The sequence below is a fragment of the Desulfocurvus vexinensis DSM 17965 genome, assembly GCF_000519125.1.
GTDB classification, from domain to species: Bacteria; Desulfobacterota; Desulfovibrionia; order Desulfovibrionales; family Desulfovibrionaceae; genus Desulfocurvus; species Desulfocurvus vexinensis.
Genome location: NZ_JAEX01000006.1, coordinates 36,833 through 57,064, shown reverse-complemented (window position 1 = coordinate 57,064; position 20,232 = coordinate 36,833). Strand labels below are relative to the sequence as shown.

At 71.7% G+C, this 20,232-nt stretch carries 16 protein-coding genes and 1 tRNA gene; 13 read left to right on the top strand and 4 right to left on the bottom strand.

The features are described from left to right. Positions 1-146 precede the first annotated feature (146 nt). Together G495_RS0107265 and G495_RS0107260 are read right to left on the bottom strand one after the other, a co-directional pair. Positions 147-629: a hypothetical protein gene (locus G495_RS0107265; protein WP_028587265.1), complete on the bottom strand. Its 483-nt coding sequence runs from the start codon at positions 627-629 to the stop codon at positions 147-149. Between the two features lie 467 nt (positions 630-1,096). Then, a tRNA-Arg gene (locus tag G495_RS0107260) sits at positions 1,097-1,173 on the bottom strand. Positions 1,174-1,415: 242 nt separating this feature from the next. On the opposite strand from G495_RS0107260, the gene G495_RS0107255 reads away from it, so the two are divergent. The 10 genes from G495_RS0107255 (at position 1,416) to G495_RS0107210 (ending at position 12,381) form a co-directional block, all read left to right on the top strand. Next, entirely contained in the window at positions 1,416-2,159 is a 744-nt protein-coding gene (locus G495_RS0107255; protein WP_169734365.1) for a phosphoadenosine phosphosulfate reductase family protein, read from the top strand. A gap of 242 nt (positions 2,160-2,401) precedes the next feature. Next, positions 2,402-3,529: a flavodoxin-dependent (E)-4-hydroxy-3-methylbut-2-enyl-diphosphate synthase gene (gene ispG, locus G495_RS0107250; RefSeq protein ID WP_035251311.1), complete on the top strand. Its 1,128-nt coding sequence runs from the start codon at positions 2,402-2,404 to the stop codon at positions 3,527-3,529. Continuing rightward, the gene (locus G495_RS0107245; RefSeq protein ID WP_028587262.1) at positions 3,530-5,287 is read left to right on the top strand and encodes a proline--tRNA ligase; all 1,758 of its coding nucleotides are present in this window, start codon (positions 3,530-3,532) and stop codon (positions 5,285-5,287) included. 1 nt (position 5,288) lies between these two features. Then, a complete protein-coding gene (locus tag G495_RS0107240; RefSeq protein ID WP_051445166.1) occupies positions 5,289-5,951 on the top strand; it encodes a LysE family translocator in 663 nt (220 codons plus the stop codon). A gap of 9 nt (positions 5,952-5,960) precedes the next feature. Then, entirely contained in the window at positions 5,961-7,454 is a 1,494-nt protein-coding gene (gene xseA / locus G495_RS18125) for an exodeoxyribonuclease VII large subunit (RefSeq protein WP_051445165.1), read from the top strand. After that, positions 7,454-8,332, top strand: a complete 879-nt coding sequence (locus G495_RS0107230; RefSeq protein WP_035251309.1) for a M23 family metallopeptidase — start codon at positions 7,454-7,456, stop codon at positions 8,330-8,332. The genes xseA and G495_RS0107230 overlap by 1 nt, the downstream gene beginning before the upstream one ends. Before the next feature lie 10 nt (positions 8,333-8,342). Further along, positions 8,343-8,570: an exodeoxyribonuclease VII small subunit gene (gene xseB, locus G495_RS0107225; RefSeq protein WP_156939623.1), complete on the top strand. Its 228-nt coding sequence runs from the start codon at positions 8,343-8,345 to the stop codon at positions 8,568-8,570. After that, positions 8,563-9,456, top strand: coding sequence for a polyprenyl synthetase family protein (locus G495_RS0107220; RefSeq protein ID WP_211234133.1), 894 nt, complete (start codon positions 8,563-8,565; stop codon positions 9,454-9,456). The genes xseB and G495_RS0107220 overlap by 8 nt, the downstream gene beginning before the upstream one ends. Positions 9,457-9,533: 77 nt before the next feature. Beyond that, the gene (dxs, locus tag G495_RS0107215; RefSeq protein WP_028587257.1) at positions 9,534-11,438 is read left to right on the top strand and encodes a 1-deoxy-D-xylulose-5-phosphate synthase; all 1,905 of its coding nucleotides are present in this window, start codon (positions 9,534-9,536) and stop codon (positions 11,436-11,438) included. 322 nt (positions 11,439-11,760) lie between these two features. After that, a complete protein-coding gene (locus tag G495_RS0107210) occupies positions 11,761-12,381 on the top strand; it encodes an FMN-dependent NADH-azoreductase (RefSeq protein ID WP_028587256.1) in 621 nt (206 codons plus the stop codon). Positions 12,382-12,502: 121 nt separating this feature from the next. Here G495_RS0107210 and G495_RS18120 read toward each other — a convergent pair whose 3' ends face one another. Next, positions 12,503-14,290, bottom strand: a complete 1,788-nt coding sequence (locus G495_RS18120; protein ID WP_084457984.1) for a long-chain-fatty-acid--CoA ligase — start codon at positions 14,288-14,290, stop codon at positions 12,503-12,505. A 421-nt stretch (positions 14,291-14,711) separates the two neighbouring features. Between G495_RS18120 and G495_RS20300 the strand changes: the two genes are divergently transcribed. From G495_RS20300 to G495_RS0107190, 3 genes are read left to right on the top strand one after another with little or no spacing between them, the layout of a single operon-like run. Then, entirely contained in the window at positions 14,712-15,377 is a 666-nt protein-coding gene (locus G495_RS20300) for a TetR/AcrR family transcriptional regulator (protein WP_051445164.1), read from the top strand. Next, positions 15,364-16,461, top strand: coding sequence for an efflux RND transporter periplasmic adaptor subunit (locus G495_RS0107195; RefSeq protein ID WP_051445163.1), 1,098 nt, complete (start codon positions 15,364-15,366; stop codon positions 16,459-16,461). The genes G495_RS20300 and G495_RS0107195 overlap by 14 nt, the downstream gene beginning before the upstream one ends. Next, positions 16,458-19,568, top strand: a complete 3,111-nt coding sequence (locus G495_RS0107190) for an efflux RND transporter permease subunit (protein ID WP_028587254.1) — start codon at positions 16,458-16,460, stop codon at positions 19,566-19,568. The genes G495_RS0107195 and G495_RS0107190 overlap by 4 nt, the downstream gene beginning before the upstream one ends. 126 nt (positions 19,569-19,694) lie before the next feature. Here G495_RS0107190 and G495_RS0107185 read toward each other — a convergent pair whose 3' ends face one another. Continuing rightward, complete coding sequence (locus G495_RS0107185; protein WP_035251307.1) at positions 19,695-20,225, bottom strand: MerR family transcriptional regulator; 531 nt, start codon at positions 20,223-20,225, stop codon at positions 19,695-19,697. Between the last annotated feature and the right edge of the window lie 7 nt (positions 20,226-20,232).

Below are 20,232 nucleotides of genomic sequence, written 5' to 3'. Positions count from 1 at the left end.
ACGGCGTTTGAATCAAGGCCCTTGCGGGCGGCGCTGCGGCGGGTTCGGGCCGCCGGGGCGTGGCGCGCGGGCGGTGCGGGCAGGGCGGAGGACGCGGCGCGAAGTGATGCCGGGCGCGGAACGGCCCGCAGGGCGCGGGGCGGGCCTCAGCGCAGCCGCTGGGTCAGGGGGATGGCGGGCGGGAGCACGGCCAGGGCGGGCGTTGCGGGCAGCGGGCGCGTCGTGGCGCCGGGGCCCCGGGCCCAGGCGGCGGTGAGGGCCTCGGCGATGGCGCGCAGCTCGCGCCGGTCGGGGTACCAGAACAGGGGGTCGCGGCTGTGCTTGTCGGGGACGGGCTCGGGCGCGGCGCCGGGGCCCAGGGGGCAGGGCGGGGCGAACATCACGGCGGACAGCAGCCATTTGGAGGCCAGCCCGGCCTGGTCGAAGAACACGCGCAGGCATTGCAGCCCGGCCAGGCGCGGCGCGCGCCCCGGGGCCACGGTCAGCAGCGCGCGGGCCGCGCTCACCGTGCGCCCGGCGTGGAAAGGGTGCGGCCCCCGGCGCGCCAGCAGCTCGTCCCACATGGCGGCAGGCACGCACAGCGGGGCGCCCGCCGGGCCGATGACGATGGTCTTGCACTGCATGCTCATGGCGTGACTCCTGCCGGGATGCGTTGTTGCGCGCGGGAGCGGGGAGCGGGGCGGGAACGGGGCGAAGGAGGATGCGCGAGTCTTCCTTGTTAGCAGCTTCGCCGCCCCGGTGCAACCCCGGGCACGGAAAAAGGCGGCTGCCGGCGCGGCCGAGGGGGCGTGCGCGAGGGGAGACCGCTGGCGGGTCACGGAGGTTTTTGTCTTGGCGGGGCGGTGCTGGCGCGGGCGGTGGCGTTCGCAGGCCGTGCCCCTGGCCCGCTCGCCACGGCAGGGCGCGCGGGCGCGGGCTGGGCGCCGCGTTGCGCGCCAGTCGGGGAGGCATGCAGGCGCAGGCGGGGTGCTCCGAAGGCCGCCTCCTGGACTGTCGGCCGCAGGCGGGGCGCTTTCTGCTGCCTGCCGCAGGCGCGGCGGGAAAGGAAAAAGGGTTTCAGGATGGCTGTTGCACCCTGAAACCCTTGTTCGTATCGTGGTGGGCCCGGCAGGATTCGAACCTGCGACCTACTGGTTCGTAGCCAGGCACTCTATCCGACTGAGCTACGAGCCCACGCTGTCGAGAGGTCGGTTTTTAGGCTCCTTTGGCGTGGCCGTCAAGGAGGAATTTTCGTCGGGGCGCATTTTTTTGCTCCGGGGTGCGGGAAGGGGCTGCCAATGCGCTTTCGGGGAGGGCGGCGTCCTGCGCGCGGCCTGGGTCTGGCGGGCGGCCCGCCCGCGCCGTTGCCAAGGGCGCTGGCCTGGGGTATCCGGGGCCTGCGCTGCCTTTGCGGCGCAGGGAGCGTGGCCGGACCCATGAGCGGACAGACGATCGATCCCCAAACCCTGCTGGCGGCCCTGCCGCCCCTGGCCCCGGGCGGGCCCGTGCTGGAGGGCCGCCTGGCGGCGGCCTGGGCTTTCCTGCGCGCGGCGGCCCTGGCCGCCGGGCCGGGGCGCGTGGCCGTGGCCTGGACCGGCGGCAAGGACTCGACCCTGGCCCTGTGGCTGTGGCGCGCGGTGCTGGCCGAGGTCGCCCCGGGGGCGCGGCCCCGGGCCGTGAACCTGGACACGGGCTGCAAGTTCCCGCAGGTGCTGGCCTTTCGCGACGCCCTGGCCGAGGCCTGGGGCGTGGACCTGCATGTGGCCCGGCCCGGGGTGGACCTGGAGGCCTACCCCGTGGCCGTGGACAAGGTGGCCTGCTGCCGCGACCTCAAGGTCCGACCCCTGGCCGGGGCCGTGGCGGCGCTGGATATTGCCGTGCTCATCACCGGGGTGCGCGCCGACGAGCACCCGGCCCGCGCCGCGCGCCCCGCCGCCGAGGCCCACGCCGACCCGCCGCACCTGCGCCTGGCCCCGCTGTGGCATTTCGGCGAATTCGACATCTGGGCCGCCACCCTGGACCACGGGCTGCCCTGCTGCGCGCTCTACGGCCAGGGCTACCGCTCCCTGGGCTGCGTGCCCTGCACGGCCCTGCCGGACCCCGGCGCCGGGGAGCGCTCGGGCCGCGACCAGGACAAGGAGCGGCACATGGAAGCCCTGCGCAGCCTGGGGTATTTCTAGGCGCGCAGGGTTTTTCCGCCCGGGCGGGCGGCCCGGCGTCGTGCATAAGGACCGTCGGGCCGAGCGCATGGTTTTCCCCACCCCGCAAGGCGGCCCGGGGGCGGCGGCCACCCCGCGCGGATTGCCGCGCGGCCTTTCCCCGCCCCGCCCGCCCGGGGCCGGGGGGCGGGTTGTCCTTGGCTTGGCGCGGGAAATGGGGTAACAAGCCTTCTCTTCGCAAGCCGCAGCACACGAGCCGCACCATGACCGCCGCAGAGCACGCCCACGCCACCGTGACCGACCCCTTCCGGCCCCCGCGCCGGGTCTCGCGCGTGGTGCGCGTGGGGGGGGTGGCCATCGGCGGGGACCATCCCGTGGCCGTGCAGAGCATGACCAACACCGACACCCGCGACGTGGGCGCGACCCTGGCCCAGATTCGCGCCCTAGCCGAGGCCGGGTGCGAGATCGTGCGCCTGGCCGTGCTGGACGAGGAGGCCGCCCGGGCCCTGGCGGCCATCCGCCGCGACTCGCCCGTGCCGCTGGTGGCCGACATCCACTTCGACCACCGCCTGGCGCTCATGGCCGTGGACGCGGGCCTGGACGGGCTGCGCATCAACCCCGGCAACATCGGCGGGGCGGCCCAGGTGGACGCCGTGGTCCGCGCGGCCAAGGCCGCCGGGGTGCCCATGCGCATCGGCGTCAACTCCGGCTCGGTGGACAAGCGCCTGCTGGCGCGCTTTGGCGGGCCCACGCCCGAGGCCATGGTCGAAAGCGCCCTGGAGCACGTGCGCCTGCTCGAAGAGCGCGACTTTTTCGACACCAAGATCTCGGTCAAGGCCTCCAGCGTGCCCGCGACCATCGCGGCCTACCGCCTGCTGGCCGGGCGCTGCGACTATCCGCTGCACATCGGCGTCACCGAGGCGGGCACCCCGGGGCGCGGCACGGTCAAATCGTCCGTGGGGCTGGGCGTTTTGCTCTACCACGGCATCGGCGACACCGTGCGCGTGTCGCTCACGGGCGACCCCGTGGCCGAGATGGACGTGGCCTGGGAGCTGTTGCGCGCCCTGGGCCTGCGCGCGCGCGGCCCGGAGATCGTCTCCTGCCCCACCTGCGGGCGCACGGAGATCGCCCTGGCCGAGCTGGCCCGGGCCGTGGAGGAGCGCCTGCGCCCGGTGACGGACGTGTTCACCGTGGCGGTCATGGGCTGCGTGGTCAACGGCCCCGGCGAGGCCAAGGGCGCGGATATCGGCATTGCCGGAGGCCGGGGCAAGGGCCTGATCTTCCGCCGGGGCGAGGTGGTGCGCACCGTGCGCGGGGCGCAGAATCTGCTGCCCGAATTCATGGCCGAGCTGGAAAAATTTCTCGAAGAACGCAAGAAGGAGACGCCATAGATGAAGATGAGCACCCTGTACGCCCCGACCCTCAAGGAAGCCCCGGGCGATGCCGAGGTCGTGAGCCACAAGCTGCTGGTGCGCGCGGGCATGATCCGCAAGCTGACCTCGGGCATCTACACCATCCTGCCCCTGGGCCTGCGCGCCGTGAACAAGGTCGCCGCCATCGTGCGCGAAGAGATGAACCGCGCGGGCGCCCAGGAAATCCTCATGCCCATGGTCCAGCCCGGGGACCTGTGGCGCGAGTCGGGCCGCTGGGAGCACTACGGCAAGGAGCTGTTGCGCTTCGAGGACCGCCACGGGCGCGACTACTGCCTGGGCCCCACCCACGAGGAGGTCGTCACCGACCTGATCCGCGGCGAGGTGCGCTCCTACCGCCAGCTGCCCCTGAACCTCTACCAGGTCCAGGGCAAGTTCCGCGACGAGATCCGCCCGCGCTTCGGGCTGATGCGCTGCCGCGAGTTCATCATGAAGGACGCCTACTCCTTCGACGCCGACGAGGCCGGGGCCGAGGCGAGCTACCGCGCCATGTACGACGCCTACACGGCCATCTTTACCCGCCTGGGCCTGCGCTTCCGCGCCGTGGACGCCGACTCCGGGTCCATCGGCGGCAGCTTCTCCCACGAGTTCATGGTCCTGGCCGACACGGGCGAGGACACCATCGCCGTGTGCCAGGCCTGCGACTACGCGGCCAACCTGGAAAAGGCCGGGGTGCGCGGCAAGTTCGACCCCAGCCCCGAGGAGGGCCCGCGCCTGACCGAGGTGCCCACCCCCGGCGCGCACACCGTGGAAGAGGTCGCCGCGCTGCTGGACGTGAACCCCACCCAGATCATCAAGACCCTGCTCTACGACGCCGACGGCCAGCCCGTGGCGGCGCTGGTGCGCGGCGACCGCGAGCTGAACGAGATCAAGCTCAAGAACGCCCTGGGCTGCGCCGAGCTGCGCCTGGCCAGCCCCGAGCAGGTCCGGGAGTGGACCGGCGCGCCCGTGGGCTTCGCCGGGCCCGTGGGCCTTGGCGTGGCGCGCATCCTGGCCGACCAGGAGCTGCGCACGGCCATGGACTACGTGGTCGGGGCCAACAAGGCCGACGCCCACTTCCGCCACCTGTGCCTGGGCCGCGATGTGCAGGCCAAGATCGACTACCGCGACCTGCGCACCATCACCGCCAAGGACCCCTGCCCGTGCTGCGGCGGCCCCCTGGCCCTGCCCCGGGGCATCGAGGTCGGCCACGTCTTCAAGCTGGGCACCAAGTATTCCGAAGCCCTGGGCGCGCGCTTCCTGGACGAGGCGGGCAAGGAGCAGACCATCATCATGGGCTGCTACGGCATCGGCGTGACCCGCGTGGTGGCCGCGTGCATCGAACAGAACCACGACGCGGCGGGCATCGTGTTCCCGCCGCCGGTGGCGCCCTTCGAGGCCGTGGTGCTCTGCCTGGACCCCAAGGATGAGGCCGTGCTGGCCCGGACCGAGGAGGTGGCCGACGCCCTGCGCGCCGCCGGGGCCGACGTGCTGCTGGACGACCGCGACGAGCGCCCGGGCGTGAAGTTCAAGGACGCCGACCTCATCGGCTTCCCGCTGCAGTGCGTGGTGGGCGGCAAGGGCCTGGCCCGGGGCATCGTGGAATGCAAGGACCGCCGCAGCGGCGAGAAGACCGAGCTGCCCCTGGAGGGCTTCGCGCGCGAGGCGGCCCTGTGGCGCAAGGGCGTGTGGTGCGGCTGGGGCCTGGGCGCCGGGGACGGCGTCGAGGAGTGCCGCTAGCATGGCCGCCGACGCGCTGGCCGGGCTGGCCGCGACCCTGGGCGGGGGCCTGACTGGCGCCGCGCTGCTGGCCCTGGCCGGGGCGTCGGCCGTGTTCGCGGCGGCGCCCGGCCCGGGCATCGCGGCCATCGTCTCCCAGGCCGTGACCCGGGGCCGGGGGCCTGCCGTGCTCTGGGCCATGGGCACGACCCTGGGCGACATGGTCTACCTGCTGTTCGCGGCCTACGGCCTGGGCTGGGTGGCGGGCACGGCGGGGCCGGCCTTCGCCGCCCTGCGCTGGGCCGGGGCGGGCTATCTGGTCTGGCTCGGGGTGCGCAGCCTGCGCGCCGCGCCGCCCCGGGAGCCCCTGGCCGCCCCGGGCGCGGCCTGCGGGCGCAAGCGCTTTTTGCTGGGCGGGATGTGCGTCTCCCTGGGCAACCCCAAGGTCATCGCCTTCTACTGCGGGTTCCTGCCCGCCTTCGTGGACCTGGAGCACCTGACCCACGCTGGCGTGGCCGCCGTGGCCCTGGTCGTCGGCGCCACGGTGCTGTGCGTGGCCACGGCCTTCGCGGTGCTGGCCGCGCGGGGCGGGGCGCTGCTGCGCCGCCCGCGCCCGTGGAAGATCATGAACCGCACCGCCGGGACGGTGATGATCGGCGCGGGCGTGGCCGTGGCGGCGCAGTAGGGGCCTGCGGTGCCGCACATCTTCGAGGTCGGCGAGCTGACGGGCGCCGTCAAGGACGTGCTGGAGAGCCAGTTCCCCTTCGTGTGGGTGCGCGGCGAGGTCGGCGGGGTCAGCCGCCCGGCCAGCGGGCACCTGTATTTCAGCCTCAAGGACGCCCGGGCGCGGCTGTCCGTGGTCTGGTTCCGGCGCAGCCAGCGCTGCGTGGCCCCCGGCGGGGTGGACCCGCGCACCGGCGAGGTGCTCGAGCACGGCTGCACCGCCGAGCTGACCGAGGGCACCACCGTGCTGGTGGCCGGGCGGCTTTCGGTGTTCGAGCCCCAGGGGGCGTACCAGCTGGTGGCCGAGCTGGTCCAGGAGCAGGGAGCCGGGCAGCTGGCCATGCAGTTCGAGGCCATGAAGGCGCGCCTGGCGGGCCTGGGCTACTTCGACCCCGGGCGCAAGCGGCCCCTGCCTGCGCACCCGGCGCGGGTGGCCGTGGTCACCGCGCCTACGGGCGCGGCCATCCGCGATTTCCTGTGTCTGGCCGGGGAGCGCGGCTGGGGCTGCGCCATCCGCATCTACCCGGCCCTGGTGCAGGGCGAGCAGGCCCCGGCCCAGGTGGCCGCCGCCCTGGACGCGGCCTGCGCCGACGGCTGGGCCGAGGCGGTGGCGCTGATCCGTGGCGGCGGCTCCCTGGAAGACCTGTGGGCCTTCAACACCGAGCCCGTGGCCGACGCAGTGTTCCGCGCCACGGTGCCTGTGGTCTGCGGGGTGGGCCACGAGGTGGACACGAGCATCGCCGACCTGGTGGCCGACGTGCGCGCGGCCACGCCCAGCCACGCGGCGCAACTTTTGTGGCCCGAGCGCGCGGCGCTCATGCAGCGGGTGGACGTGCTGGAGCAGGGGCTGTTCACCGCCATGGGCGGGCTGCTGGAGCGCCGCGAGGCCGCCCTAGGGCAGGTGGAGAAGGCCCTGCGCTGGCTCTCCCCGGCCCAGCGGCTGGCGCGCATGCAGGAGCGCCTGGGCACGGCCCTGCGCGACCTGCTGCGCGCGGGCAAGGCCCTGACGGCGCAGCCCCGGGCCGAGCTGGACCGTTGCGCGGGCGCCCTGGACGCGGCCTTCGGACCCCGGGCCGTGGCGCGGCGGCAGGGCGAGGTGCGGGCCCTGGCCCTGCGCCTGCCCCGGGCCGCGCGGCCCCTGCTGCGCGAGGCCGAGGGCGCCCGGGCCCTGGGGCGGCGCCTGGCCCTGGCCGGGCAGGCCGGGCCCCGGGGCGCGGCCCAGGCCCTGGCGCTGCTGGAATCGCGCCTGAAGGCCGTGGACCCCGAGGCGCCCCTGGCGCGCGGCTACGGGCTGGTGCGCGTGGCGGCCACGGGGCGGCTGCTGCGCAGCGTGGCCGAGGCCGCGCCTGGGCAGGAGCTGGACATCCGCGTGGCCGACGGCGCCGTTGGCGCGCGGGTGCTGGACGTGCGCCCCGGGCCGGCCGGACCTGGCGGATCGGGCGGGCCGGATGGAGAGGCCGGGTGATGCGCGCGCCGCGTGTCTTCATGGTCCTGCTGGCCCTGGCCCTGCTGGCCTGGGCCACCCCCGCCCGGGCCGGGGCGCGCCTGGAGTGCCCCGCCGAGGTCGGCCAGGGGCTGCCGTTTTTCGTGCGCGTGGTGGCCGACGAGGCCCCGGGCGCGGTGGACCTGGAGTTCGGCTCCGTGCGCGCCCGGGTGGAGCCCCGCGAGGGCGGCGGGGGCTGGGAGGCCCTGACCCTCCTGGGCACGAACCTGGAAGCCGCGCCGGGCCCGGTGCGGCTCGTGGCGCGGCTTGCCGGGCCGGGCGGGCCGCTGGTGCTGGAGCGCGAGGTGCGCGTGGTGGACCGCAGCTTTCCCGAGCAGCGGCTTTCCGTGGCGCGCGAGATGGTCCACCTGACCCCCGAGGCCCGGGCGCGCCACGAGGCCGAGCGGGCCGAGGTGCGCCGCGTGCTGGCCGACGTGTCCCGCCCCCGGGCCTGGGGCGGGGAGTTCGTGCGGCCCGTGCCGGGCGCGGTGTCCAGCGCCTTCGGCCTGCGGCGCTTCTTCAACGGCGAGCCGCGCGCCCCGCACCGGGGCGTGGACCTGCGCGGCCCCGAGGGCCAGCCCGTGCTGGCCATGGCCGCGGGCACGGTGGTCCTGGCGGCGCAGCACTATTTCGCGGGCGGCAGCGTGTATGTGGACCACGGCCAGGGGCTGGTGAGCATGTACTTCCACCTCTCGGAGCTGCTGGTGCGCCCCGGCGACGCCCTGGCCGCCGGGGACGTGCTCGGCAGGGTGGGCAGCACCGGGCGGGTCACGGGCCCGCATCTGCATTTCGGCCTGGCGGTGTATGGCGAGCTGGTGGACCCCATGCCGCTTGTCACCGGCAGCCTCAGACCAGAATAGGAGCATGCGCATGAGTCAGGACAAGGACGGCTTCGAGGCCAGCATGGCCCGGCTGCGGGAGATCGTGGAGAAGCTCGAAGGCGGGGACCTGCCGCTGGAGGAGGGCGTGACCCTGTTCCGCGAGGGGGTGGCCCTGGCCAGGAGCTGCCGCGAGCGGCTGGACAAGGCCCGCAACGAGGTGACCATTCTGGCCGACGGCGTGTTGCGCGACTTCGCACCGGAGGACGGCGATGCCTGACGTGGACGTGAAGAAGACCCTGGCCAACTATGCGGCGGCGGTGGAGCGGCACCTGGAAACCTGCCTGGAGGGCCGCGACATCGCGCCCCGGCTGGCCGAGGCCATGCGCTACAGCCTGCTGGCCGGGGGCAAGCGCCTGCGGCCCGTGCTGTGCATGGTCTGGGCCGAGATCGCCGGTACGCCCGCGCAAGCCGTGGTGCCCTTCGCGGCGGGCATCGAATGCATCCACACCTATTCGCTGATCCACGACGACCTGCCCGCCATGGACAACGACGACCTGCGCCGGGGCAAGCCCACCAGCCACAAGGTCTTCGGCGAGGCCACGGCCATCCTGGCGGGCGACGCCCTGCTCACCGAGGCCTTCAGCCTGATGCTCGGGGTCACGGAGGTGCCCGCCGAGCGGGTGCTCCAGGCCACGGCGGTGCTGGCCTACGGCGCGGGCCCCAGCGGCATGGTCGGCGGCCAGCAGGTGGACATGGAGCTGACCGGGCGCGCGGGCGTGGATCTGCGCGACCTGCAACGCATGCATTCCCTCAAGACCGGGGCGCTCATCACCGCCTCGTGCCTGGCCGGGTGCATCCTGGGCGGCGGCGGCGAACAGGACATGCAAAACGCCATGGAATACGGCAAGCACCTGGGCATGGCCTTCCAGATCGCCGACGACATCCTGGACGTGGTCGGCGACCAGCAGGAGCTGGGCAAGCCCGTGGGCAGCGACCAGGACCAGGGCAAGAACACCTACCCTTCGCTGGTGGGGCTGGAACAGAGCCGGATCATGGCCGTGCAGTGCGCCGTGCAGGCCAACCGGGCCCTGCAGGGCTACCGGGGCCCGCAGGTGGACTTCCTGGGCCATCTGGCGGCATATGTTGTGGAGCGCACCAATTGACGGCAACCCCGGGCGGCGGTCCTCCGGCGCCCCCCGCGACAAGGACCGGCGAACCCATGGCCCGCAAAGCTAGGACAATGGACAAGACACTTCCGCAGACGCCCATCCTGCCGCGCATCGCGCGGCCCAGGGACGTGCAGGCCCTGACTTCCGCCGAGCTGGCCGCCCTGGCGGCGGAGCTGCGCGCGCGCATCATCGAGACCGTGGCCGCCAACGGCGGGCACCTGGCCCCCTCGCTGGGGGTCGTGGAGCTGACCCTGGCCCTGCTCAAGGTCTTCGACCCCGACCAGGACAGGATCGTGTGGGACGTGGGCCACCAGGCCTACGGCTACAAGCTGCTCACGGGCCGGGCCGAGCGCTTCGGCACCCTGCGCACCCTGGGCGGATTGAGCGGTTTCCCCAAGATGAGCGAGAGCCCCTACGACCATTTCGGCGTGGGCCATTCGTCCACGTCCATCTCCGCTGCCCTGGGCATGGCCATGGCCCGCGACCTGCGCGGCGAGGACCGCAAGGTCGTGGCCGTCATCGGCGACGGTTCCATGACCGCCGGGCTGGCCTTCGAGGGCTTGAACCAGGCCGGGGGCATGGGCAGCGACATGGTCGTGGTGCTCAACGACAACGAGATGTCCATCTCGCGCAACGTGGGCGCCCTGTCGCAGTTCATCTCCAAGAGCATCACCAAGCGCTGGGTGGTGCGCTTCAAGAAGGACGTGGAGGCCCTGCTCAAGCAGGTGCCCAAGATCGGCAGCGACCTGGCCGACTACGCGCGCAAGTCCGAGGAGGCCTTCAAGCACTTCTTCACCCCGGGCATCCTCTTCGAGGCCTTCCGCTTCAACTACCTGGGCCCCTTCGACGGCCACAACGTGGACGGGCTGGTGGACGTGTTCCGCCATGTCCACGACCTGGAAGGCCCGGTGCTGGTGCATGTGCTGACCACCAAGGGCCGGGGCTACCAGCCCGCCGAGTCCAACCCGACCTACTTCCACGGCGTGGGCTGCTTCGAGCCCGAGACGGGCGCGGCCCTGAAGTTCGGCCCCTGCGCGCTGCCCTCGTACACCGAGGTCTTCGGCAGAACGCTGCTGCGCCTGGCCGAGGCCGACGAGCGCGTGGTGGCCATCACCGCCGCCATGCCCGAGGGCACGGGGCTGTCGCCCTTCGCCGAGCAGATGCCCGACCGTTTCGTGGACGTGGGCATCTGCGAGCAGCACGCCGTGACCTTCGCCGCCGGGCTGGCCACCCAGGGCTTCCGGCCCGTGGTGGCCATCTATTCGACCTTCATGCAGCGCTCCTACGACCAGATCGTGCACGACGTGTGCCTGCAGAACCTGCCCGTGACCCTGTGCCTGGACCGCGGCGGGCTGGTGGGCGAGGACGGGCCGACGCACCACGGGGCCTTCGACCTGAGCTTTTTGCGTCATGTCCCCAACCTGACCTTCATGGTCCCGGCGGACGAGGCCGAGCTGGCGCGGATGCTGGTCACGGCGCTGGGGCACGACGGGCCGGTGGCCCTGCGCTACCCGCGCGGGGTGGGCATCGGCGCGGCCCTGGACGACGAGCCCAGGCCCCTGGCCCTGGGCCGGGGCAAGCTGCTGCGCGAGGGCGCCGACGCCCTGGTGCTGGCCATCGGCAGCCGGGTCCACCCGGCCCTGGAGGCCGCGCGCGAGATCGAGGCCGAGACCGGGCGCCAGGTGGCGGTGTTCAACGCGCGCTTCGTGCGCCCGCTGCCCGTGGAGCAGATCGCCGCCCTGGCGGCAGGCACCACCCGGGTGCTCACGGTGGAGGAGAACGCCCTGGCGGGCGGCTTCGGCTCGGCGGTGCTGGAGGCCCTGGCCGACCGCGACCTGCTGGCCGGGCGCACCGTGCGCCGCCTGGGCCTGCCCGATGCCTTCGTGGAGCACGGCAAGCAGAAGGAGTTGCGCGCGCGCCTGGGCATCGACCGCGCGGGCATCAAGGCCGCGCTGCTGGAGTTGCTCGGGGTGTAGGGCCGCGCGCGGCGAAGGGGCCGCCAACCAATGGTTTTGCCGCAGCCCGGGCCACCCCGGGCTGTTTTTTTTGCGCGCCGGGCCCGGCAGGGCGGAGGCCGGAGACAGCGGGCGCGCGCCGGGGGGAGCGCCGCGCGCCGGGCGGGGCGGCACTCCCGGGGCCCGGCTGCGACCCGGCACGGTTCACGTTGACGCCGGGTGTGCAAAGACTATATGTTTGGTCAAGATAGCAACCCCCCGCCGCAGGGCGGGGCCGGATCAAGCCAGACCAGGCCGGACCAGTCCGGACCAGGTCAGACCAAGCCAGACCTAGGAGGACACGATGAACAGGCTGTTGTATCTCAAGGCGTCCCCGCGCGGGTCGCGTTCGCATTCCGTGGCCGTGGCCGACGCCTTCGTCGAGCAGTGGAAGGCCGTGAACCCCGGGGCCGAGGTGGTGGTCCGCAACCTCTTCGAGATGGACCTGCCGCCCTTTGACGGCGACCGGATCATGGCCAAGTACAATATCCTGCATGGCCGGGGCCATTCCCTGGACGAGAAGCAGGCCTGGGGCGAGATCGAGGCGATCATCAACGACTTCAAGTCGTTCGACCGCTACGCCTTCGCCGTGCCCATGTGGAACTTCAGCGTGCCCTACCGCCTGAAGCAGTACTTCGATATCCTCGTGCAGCCCGGCTACACCGTGGGCATGAACGAGAAGGGCTACTTCGGGATGCTCGAAGGCAAGAAGGCCTTCGTGGCCTACTCCAGCGGCGGCATCTACCCCGAGGGCAACCCGGTGGAGACCTGGGACTACCAGTCCACCTGGCTGCGCATGATCCTGGGCTTCATCGGCATCTCCGACGTGGTCAGCGCGACGACCAACGGCATGCTCATGGAGGGCCGCGACGCGCGCCGCTCCGACGCCATTGTCCGCGCGGCGGAGCTGGCCCGGGGGTTCTAGGGGCCCGGAGCCCGGGCCGCCCGCCCCGGCCAACGACAACCGAGCGCCCCGCGCGGCACAGCCGCGCGGGGCGCTTGCGTTGGTGGCGGGGCGGCCCGGGGGCAGCCGCCCGTGCGCCCGGCTAGTCCAGGTCCGAGCTCTCCGTGTTGTCGTCGGTGGGCTCGTCGTCCGCAGCACCGGCGGGCAGGCCGGCGGCCTTGCGCGCCGCGCGGCGCGCCGCGCGGGCCTCGGCCTTTTCGGCCTCCTCGGCGCGCAGGGCCCGGCGCAGCACCTTGCCGACCATGGTCTTGGGCAGCTCGGTGCGGAACTCCACCTGCCGGGGCAGCTTGTACTTGGCCAGCTTCTGGCGGCACCAGGCGATGACCTCGCTCTTGGTCATCTCCTGGCCCTCGTGCAGCACCACGTAGACCTTGACGATCTCCCCACGCGAGGCGTGGGGGATGCCCACGGCCACGGCGTCCTTGATCTTGGGGTGCTCGTGGAGCACCTCGTCGATCTCGCGCGGGTAGATGTTGTACCCGCTGGAGATGATCAGGTCCTTCTTGCGGTCCACGATGGTGAAGTAGCCTTCCTCGTCCATGGTGGCGATGTCGCCGGTGTAGAGCCAGCCGTTGCGCAGCACGTTGGCCGTTTCGTCGGGGCGCTGCCAGTAGCCGGACATGACCTGCGGCCCGCGCACGATGAGCTCGCCCTTCTTGCCCGGGGGCATGTTGATCTGGCCCACGTCCATGTCCACGATGCGGCTGTCGGTTCCGGGCAGGGGCAGGCCGATGGACCCGGGCTTCTTCACGCCCGTGAGCGGGTTGAAGTGCGTGGCGGGCGAGGCCTCGGTCAGCCCGTAGCCCTCGACGATCTCCGACTCGGTGAGCCGGGTGAACTCGCGCATGGTTTCCACCGGAATGGGCGCCGAGCCCGACACGCAGACCTTGAGGGACTTGAAGTCCGCCGGGTCGATGTTCTTCTGGTGCAGGATGGCCGCGTACACCGCCGGGGCGCCCGGGAAGATGGTCGGCTTGGTGGCCTTGATGACCTTGATGAGGTCCTGGGGCACGAAGCGCGGCACGGGCAGCATGGTGGCGCCGATGCTGGTGGGCAGGTTCAGGCCCACGGTCAGGCCGTAGATGTGGAAGAAGGGCAGGATGTCCAGGAAGCTTTGGTGCTCGCGGCCCAGGGTGTGCAGGATGGCGTGGCACTGCTGGACGTTGGCCGTCATGTTGCGGTGGGTGATCATCACGCCCTTGGAGATGCCCGTGGTGCCGCCGGTGTATTGCAGCAGGGCGAGATCCTTGCGCGGGTCCGCCGGGGGGCGGCTGATGCGCTCGTCGCCCTTGGTCAGCGGCTTCCAGCGCACCACGCGCGAGCCGTCCACCGGCACGTCGGTGAACAGGTTCTCCTTCTTCGCCTTGATCTTGTAGAGCAGGTTGAGCGGCAGGGCCAGGCAGTCGGAGATGGAGGTGACGATGAACTTCTCCACCCCGGGCAGCCGGTCCTGCACGGATTTGATCTTCGGCCAGAGGTGGTCGAGCACGATCATGAAGCGGCAGCCCGCGTCGTTGATCTGGTGGATCAACTCCTTTTCCATGTACAGCGGGTTGGTCATCACCACCACGGCCCCGGATTTCAGCGCGCCCCAGTAGGACAGGATGGTCTGGGGCAAGTTGGGCAGCATGATGGAGATGCGTTCGCCGGGTTGCAGCCCCAGGTGGCGCAGGTTGGCCGCGATGACCTCGGACTGCTCGCGCAGCTTGCGGTAGGACATGGACCAGTTGCGGAAGATGATGGCCTTGCGCTTGGGGAAGTTGTCCGCCGCGCGGTCCAGGTACCCGAAGATGGGGATGTTCTCGTAGGTGATGTGCGGATCGACCTCGCGGTCGTAGTGATCCATCCAGGGGCGCGGAAAGTCCGTCATGCGTGCCTCGCAACCGGGTGGGGGGGCGTCCTTGGTGAGGGCGCCCGCACCACGCGGGCGCGCCCTTGGGCCGGCCACAGGCCGGGCAGGGTTTCATAATCTGAAAAACGGAATCTGTGAAGCGTTTTGGCGCCCCGGGGGGCCAGGCCCCATCCCGCCCCGCCGGGCCGCGCGCGCCGCGGCCCCAGGTCGCGGCGTACGCATCCATTGGGCTGTAAATCATCACGGCGCAATTGTATAGCCCACCGCGCGGCTCCGGCGCGGCTTGTGGCGCCGCGTTGGCCTATCCTTCCGGAATATAAGGCCATGACTAATCTTAACATTCCCTGCCTTGACTTTCCCTGCCCGAATTCATACATGGCTTCAAACTAAAATTGAAACGCTGTTTTAAGAGAGTTCAAGATCCATCAGGAGTGTTGCCATGAGCGTCAGCGAAACGGTGCCGGCCCCGACCAGGGACAGGATTCTGGCCGCCGCCTCGGACGTGTTCGCCCAGGAAGGTTTCGAGAAGGCTACCGTGCGCGGCATCTGCGCCCAGGCCCAGGCCAACGTGGCCGCCGTGAACTACCATTTCCGCGACAAGCGCGAGCTGTACCGCATGGTGCTCCAGGCCTGGCAGGCCGAAGCCGAGGCGCGCTTTCCCCTGGACGGGGGGCTTGCGGCCCCGGAGGCCCCGGTGGCCGAGCGGCTGCGCGGTTTCTACCGCGCCATGCTGCTGCGCCTGTTCCGGGGCGCCAGCGACCCCCAGGCGGCCTATGGCCGGGCCAGGGTCTGGCTGGGCGAGCTGATCCAGGCGGGGCTTGCCCAGTCGCCGGAAAGCATGCGCAACTATACGACCATGGAGGCCCACCTGCGCCCCCTGGTGCATGCGGAGCTGGGGCCCGTGGAGGGTACCCGGCTGCGCGACGCCGTGGACAGCTGCCTGGCCCAGGTGGTCATCTATTTCCTGGGCTTTGTTTCCGACCCCGGTTTTTTTTCCCTCGCGCTGGCCAAGGACGGCGAGATCGACCGTGTGGCCGCGCACATGACACGCTTCGCCCTGGGAGGGCTCCGGGCGATGAAGGAGAACGGCAATGACGACATATGACGGCGCGCCCGCCCGGGCCGCCCGTATCGTGCGGGCCGTGGCCGCGTATCTCGCCGCCGGGGCCCTGGGCCTCGGGCTGGCGCTGGCTGGCTGCACGGACAAGGGCCCGGCCCCGGCCCCCGGGGCCGGGGCGGAGCAGGAGGCCGAGCACCGGGTCCAGGTGCGCGTGCAGCGGGTGGAGCCCGTCGTGCTGCGCGACGTGCTGACCCTGCCCGGCGAAACCGAGCCTGACGCCGACGTGGTGCTCTCGTCGGAGACCGACGGCGTCGTGGAATGGGTCGGCCCCGTGGAGGGCCAGCGCGTGGAGCAGGGCGAAACGCTCATGCGCATCGACGTGGCGGCCAAACGCGCCAAGCTGGAGCAGGCCGAGCTGTCCAGCCGCCTGGCCGAGGCCCAGGCCCGCCGCCGCGAGCAGCTTTTCCAGGAGAGCGTGCTTTCGCGCGAGGAGCTGGACGAATCGCGCACGGCCATGGAAGTGGCCCGCGCCAGCGTGGCCGAGGCCCGTGCGGACTTCGCCCAGGGCCAGGTGCGCGCGCCCATCTCCGGCGTGGTGGAGAGCCTGGACGCCGACCCCGGCGAGTTCGTCTCCGTGGGCCAGCAGCTTCTGCGGCTGGTCAACCGCGACGTGGTGCGCGTCATCGTCAGCGTGCCCGAGCTGGACGTGCGCTACCTGAGCCCGGGCAGCGAGGCCGACGTGACCGTGGACGCCTGGCCGGGGCGCAGCTGGCGGGGCCGGGTGGATTTCGTGTCCGCCAAGGCCGACAGCGCCACGCGCACCTTCTCCGCCCGGGTGCTGGTGGACAACGCCGACGGCGCCATCCGCCCCGGGATGCTCGCGCGGGCGTCGTTTTTGCGCCGCGAGATCGCGGACGCCGTGGCCGTGCCGCTTTCCTCGGTGCAGGACAAGGGCGGCGAGCGGATGCTCTTCGTGGAGGATGGCGGCGTGGTCCGGGCGCGCACGGTGGAGCTGGGCGTGGTCCAGGGCGGGGTGGTGCAGGTGCTCTCGGGCCTTGAGCCGGGCGAGAATCTCATCGTCGCCGGGCAGGGTTCCGTGGAGGAAGGTACGCGGGTGGTGGTGCAATGATCGTCAACCGCGCAGCCCTGGCCCGCAAGTCGGCGGTGCTGGTGCTCACCGTGTTCCTGGCCCTGGCCGGGGCGGTGGCCTACCGCTCCCTGCCCCTGGAGTCCAACCCCGACGTGACCATCCCCTATGTCTTCGTGACCACCGACTACGAGGGCGTGGCCCCGGAGGACATGGAAAAGCTGGTGACCATCCCCCTGGAGCGCAAGCTCAAGGGCCTGTCGGACCTGGAGGAGCTGCGCTCCATCTCCCAGGACGGCGCCAGCATCATCGCCCTGAAGTTCCTGCCCGACATCGATATCGACGACGCCTTGCAAAAGGTGCGCGACAAGGTGGACCAGGCCAAGTCCGACCTGCCTGCGGACCTGCCCGACGATCCGGTCATCGCCGAGATGAACTTCTCGGACCGCCCGATCATCAACGTCGTGCTCTCCGGGCCCTTCAGCCTCAAGCGGCTCAAGGTGCTGGCCGAATCGTTCGAGGACCGCTTCGAGGCCGTGCCCGGCGTGCTGGACGCCAGCGTCCTGGGCGGGCTGGAGCGCGAGATCCACGTGCTCTTCGACCTGGACCGCGTGGCCTTCTACCGCATGCCCTTTTCCAGCCTGCTCACGGCGGTCACCGAGGGCAACGTCAACGTGCCCGGCGGGTCCATGGACATCGGCGACCAGCGCTACCAGGTGCGCGTGCCCGAGGACTTCCAGCACCCCGACGAGATCCGCTCGCTGGTGGCCTTCACGCGCGGCGGGCGCCCCGTGTACCTGCGCGACGTGGCCAGCATCGAGGACGCCGCCAAGGACCAGGAGACCATCGCGCGCATGGACGGCCAGCAGAGCGTCACCGTGTCCGTCACCAAGCGCAGCGGCGAGAACGTGGTGCAGATCGTCGAGGCCCTGCGCGCCGCCGTGCAGGAGCTGCGCGGCGAGATGCCCCCGGCGCTGACCGTGACCCTGACCTCCGACCAGTCCGAGGACATCAAGAGCATGTTCGCCGACCTGGAGAACAACATCATCTCCGGGCTGGTGCTGGTGCTGGCCGTGGTGCTGTTGTTCATCGGCGGGCGCTCGGCGCTGTTCGTGTCCCTGTCCATCCCGTTGTCCATGCTCATCACCTTCGCTGTGCTCCAGGCCCTGGGCATCACCCTGAACATGGTGGTGCTCTTCGCCCTGATCCTGGCCCTGGGCATGCTCGTGGACAACGGCATCGTGGTGGTGGAGAACGTCTACCGCCACATGCAGGAGGGTGCGGACCGCGCCCAGGCTGCCCAGGCGGGCACCGACGAAGTGGCCTGGCCGGTCATCGCCTCGACCCTGACCACCCTGGGCGCCTTCGTGCCCATGATGTTCTGGCCGGGCATCATGGGCCAGTTCATGTCCTACCTGCCGCTGACGGTGATGGTCGCCCTGTCGGCCTCGCTGTTCGTGGCCCTGGTGGTCAACCCCGTGCTTTCGGCGCGCTTCCAGACCGTGCGCGCCGCCACCGCCGCCTCCCGCCCGCAGGACCGCGCCCTGGAATGGCTCCAGCGGCGCTACCTGGCCCTGCTGGCCCGGGCCCTGGACCATCGCCTGGCGGTGGCCGGGCTGGCCGTGGTGCTGCTGGTGGCCTCGGTGGGCGCCTTCGTGGCCTTCGGGCGCGGGGTGGAGTTCATGCCCTCGTCGGACCCCGAGCGGGCCTGGGTGCACATCGAGACCCCCGTGGGCACCAGCCTGGAAGCGTCGGACCGCATCGTGCGCCAGGCCGAGGCCCTGTGCCTGGCCGAGCCCGACGTGCTGCACGTCATCACCCAGGTCGGCACCATGGGCGGCAACCCCTTCGGCAGCTCCAACGCGGGCACCCACGTCTCCAAGCTCACCGTGGAATTCAAGGACTTCCACGAGCGCTCGCGGCCCTCCACCGCGCTGGTGGACGACCTGCGCGCGGCCCTGGCCGCCGCCATCACCGGCGCCACCGTGCGCGTGGAGAAGGAAACCATGGGCCCGCCCACGGGCGAGCCGGTGAACATGGAGATCCAGGGCACGGACATGCAGGCCCTGGGCGAGGTGGTGGCCCTGGTCATGGAGCGCATCAAGGGCGTGCCCGGGCTGGTGGACCTTCAGTCCGACTACATCCAGGGCAAGCCGGAAATCCGCGTGGCCGTGGACAAGGAAAAGGCCGCGCTCATGGGCCTGACCGCCAGCACCGTGGCCCAGACCGTCAAGGCCGCCGTGGGCGGTACCAAGGTCGGCTCCTACCGCGAAGGCAAGGACGAGTATGACATCGTGGCCAAGCTGCCCAGGAAGGACCGCAGCAGCCTGGAAGGCCTGACCCGGCTGACGGTGTCGGGCACCGACGGCGAGCCCATCCCCCTGACCAGTTTGGCCACGGTGGAGATGGCCGGGGGCATCGGCGGCATCAAGCACATCGACCAGAAGCGCGTGGTCACCGTGTCCGCCGACGTGAGCGGGCGCACCACCGGCCAGGTGCTGGCCGACGTGGAGGCCATCATGCGCACCGTGGAGTTGCCGCGCGGGTTCTCCTACTCCTTCACCGGCGAGAAGCAGGACCAGCAGGAGGCTTCGGACTTCCTGGGCAAGGCCTTCGTGGCCGCGCTGTTCCTGATCTTCCTGGTGCTGGTCACGCAGTTCGACGGCTTTAGGGCCCCGCTGATCATCTTGGCCTCGGTGGGCCTGTCGCTCATCGGCGTGTTCGCCGGGCTGCTGCTCACGGGCATGTCGTTCTCGGTGATCATGACCGGGGTCGGCGTCATCAGCCTCGCGGGGGTGGTGGTCAACAACGCCATCGTGCTCATCGACTACTTCAACCAGCTGCGGGCCCGGGGGCTGGCGGTGCGCGAGGCGCTCATGCAGGCCGGGGCCACGCGCTTCCGCCCGGTGCTGCTCACCGCCGTGACGACCATCCTCGGCCTGTTGCCCATGGCCACGGGGGTCAGCTTCGACTTCCTGAGCTTCTCGTGGGACGTGGGCAGCGAGAGCGCCCAGTGGTGGGGCCCCATGGCCGTGGCCGTGGTCTTCGGCCTGCTGGTGGCCACACTGCTGACCCTGGTTGTGGTGCCCGTGCTGTGCTCCCTGGCCGAGGAAGGCCTGTGGCGGCGCGCGGAGGGCGGGGGGGCCTAGTTGGCGCGGGTCAGCAGGCCGCTCACAACCCGGCCCCACCGGGAGACGGAGGGCTGCAATTCTGTTCGTTCCACGCCTGGGGGCAGGTGCAGGCAAAGGGGCCCGCTCGCGCGGGCCCCTCGTTTTTCAGCGCCGGGCGCAGCGGCGCGACCAGGCCCGGATGGCCGCCACCTCGTCGGCGGGGATGCACAGGAACTCCAGGAACTGCTGGTGGCGCTCGGGCTCGCTGCGCTCGAACCCGGCGTGCCAGCGGGCCATGTCCTGCTCCGTGAAGCCTGCGGCCTCGAGGATGCCTGTCCAGGCCTCGCGGGTCATGAGCACCTTGCGCCGGGCCTCAGGGGTTTGCAGGATGCCCAGGATGAAGCGCTGCTGCTCGCGCAGCCGGGCGATGTCGGCGTTGATCTCGTCCAGGCGCGCGGTGAGCACCTGGGCCGGGGCTCCGTCCTCGCTGTCCAGCAGCGCGGCGATGCGCGCCAGGGGCAGCCCGGCCTGGCGGTAGATGCGGATGCGCTCCAGGCGTGCGGCGTCCTGCTCCGTGTACAGGCGATAGCCGCTCTTGGAGCGCTCCGAGGCATCCAGCAGGCCGATCTTCGCGTAGTGCAGCAGTGCCGCGCGCGACAGGCCGAAGCGCCTGGCCAGGCGCCCGATGGTTTCCATGGTCCTC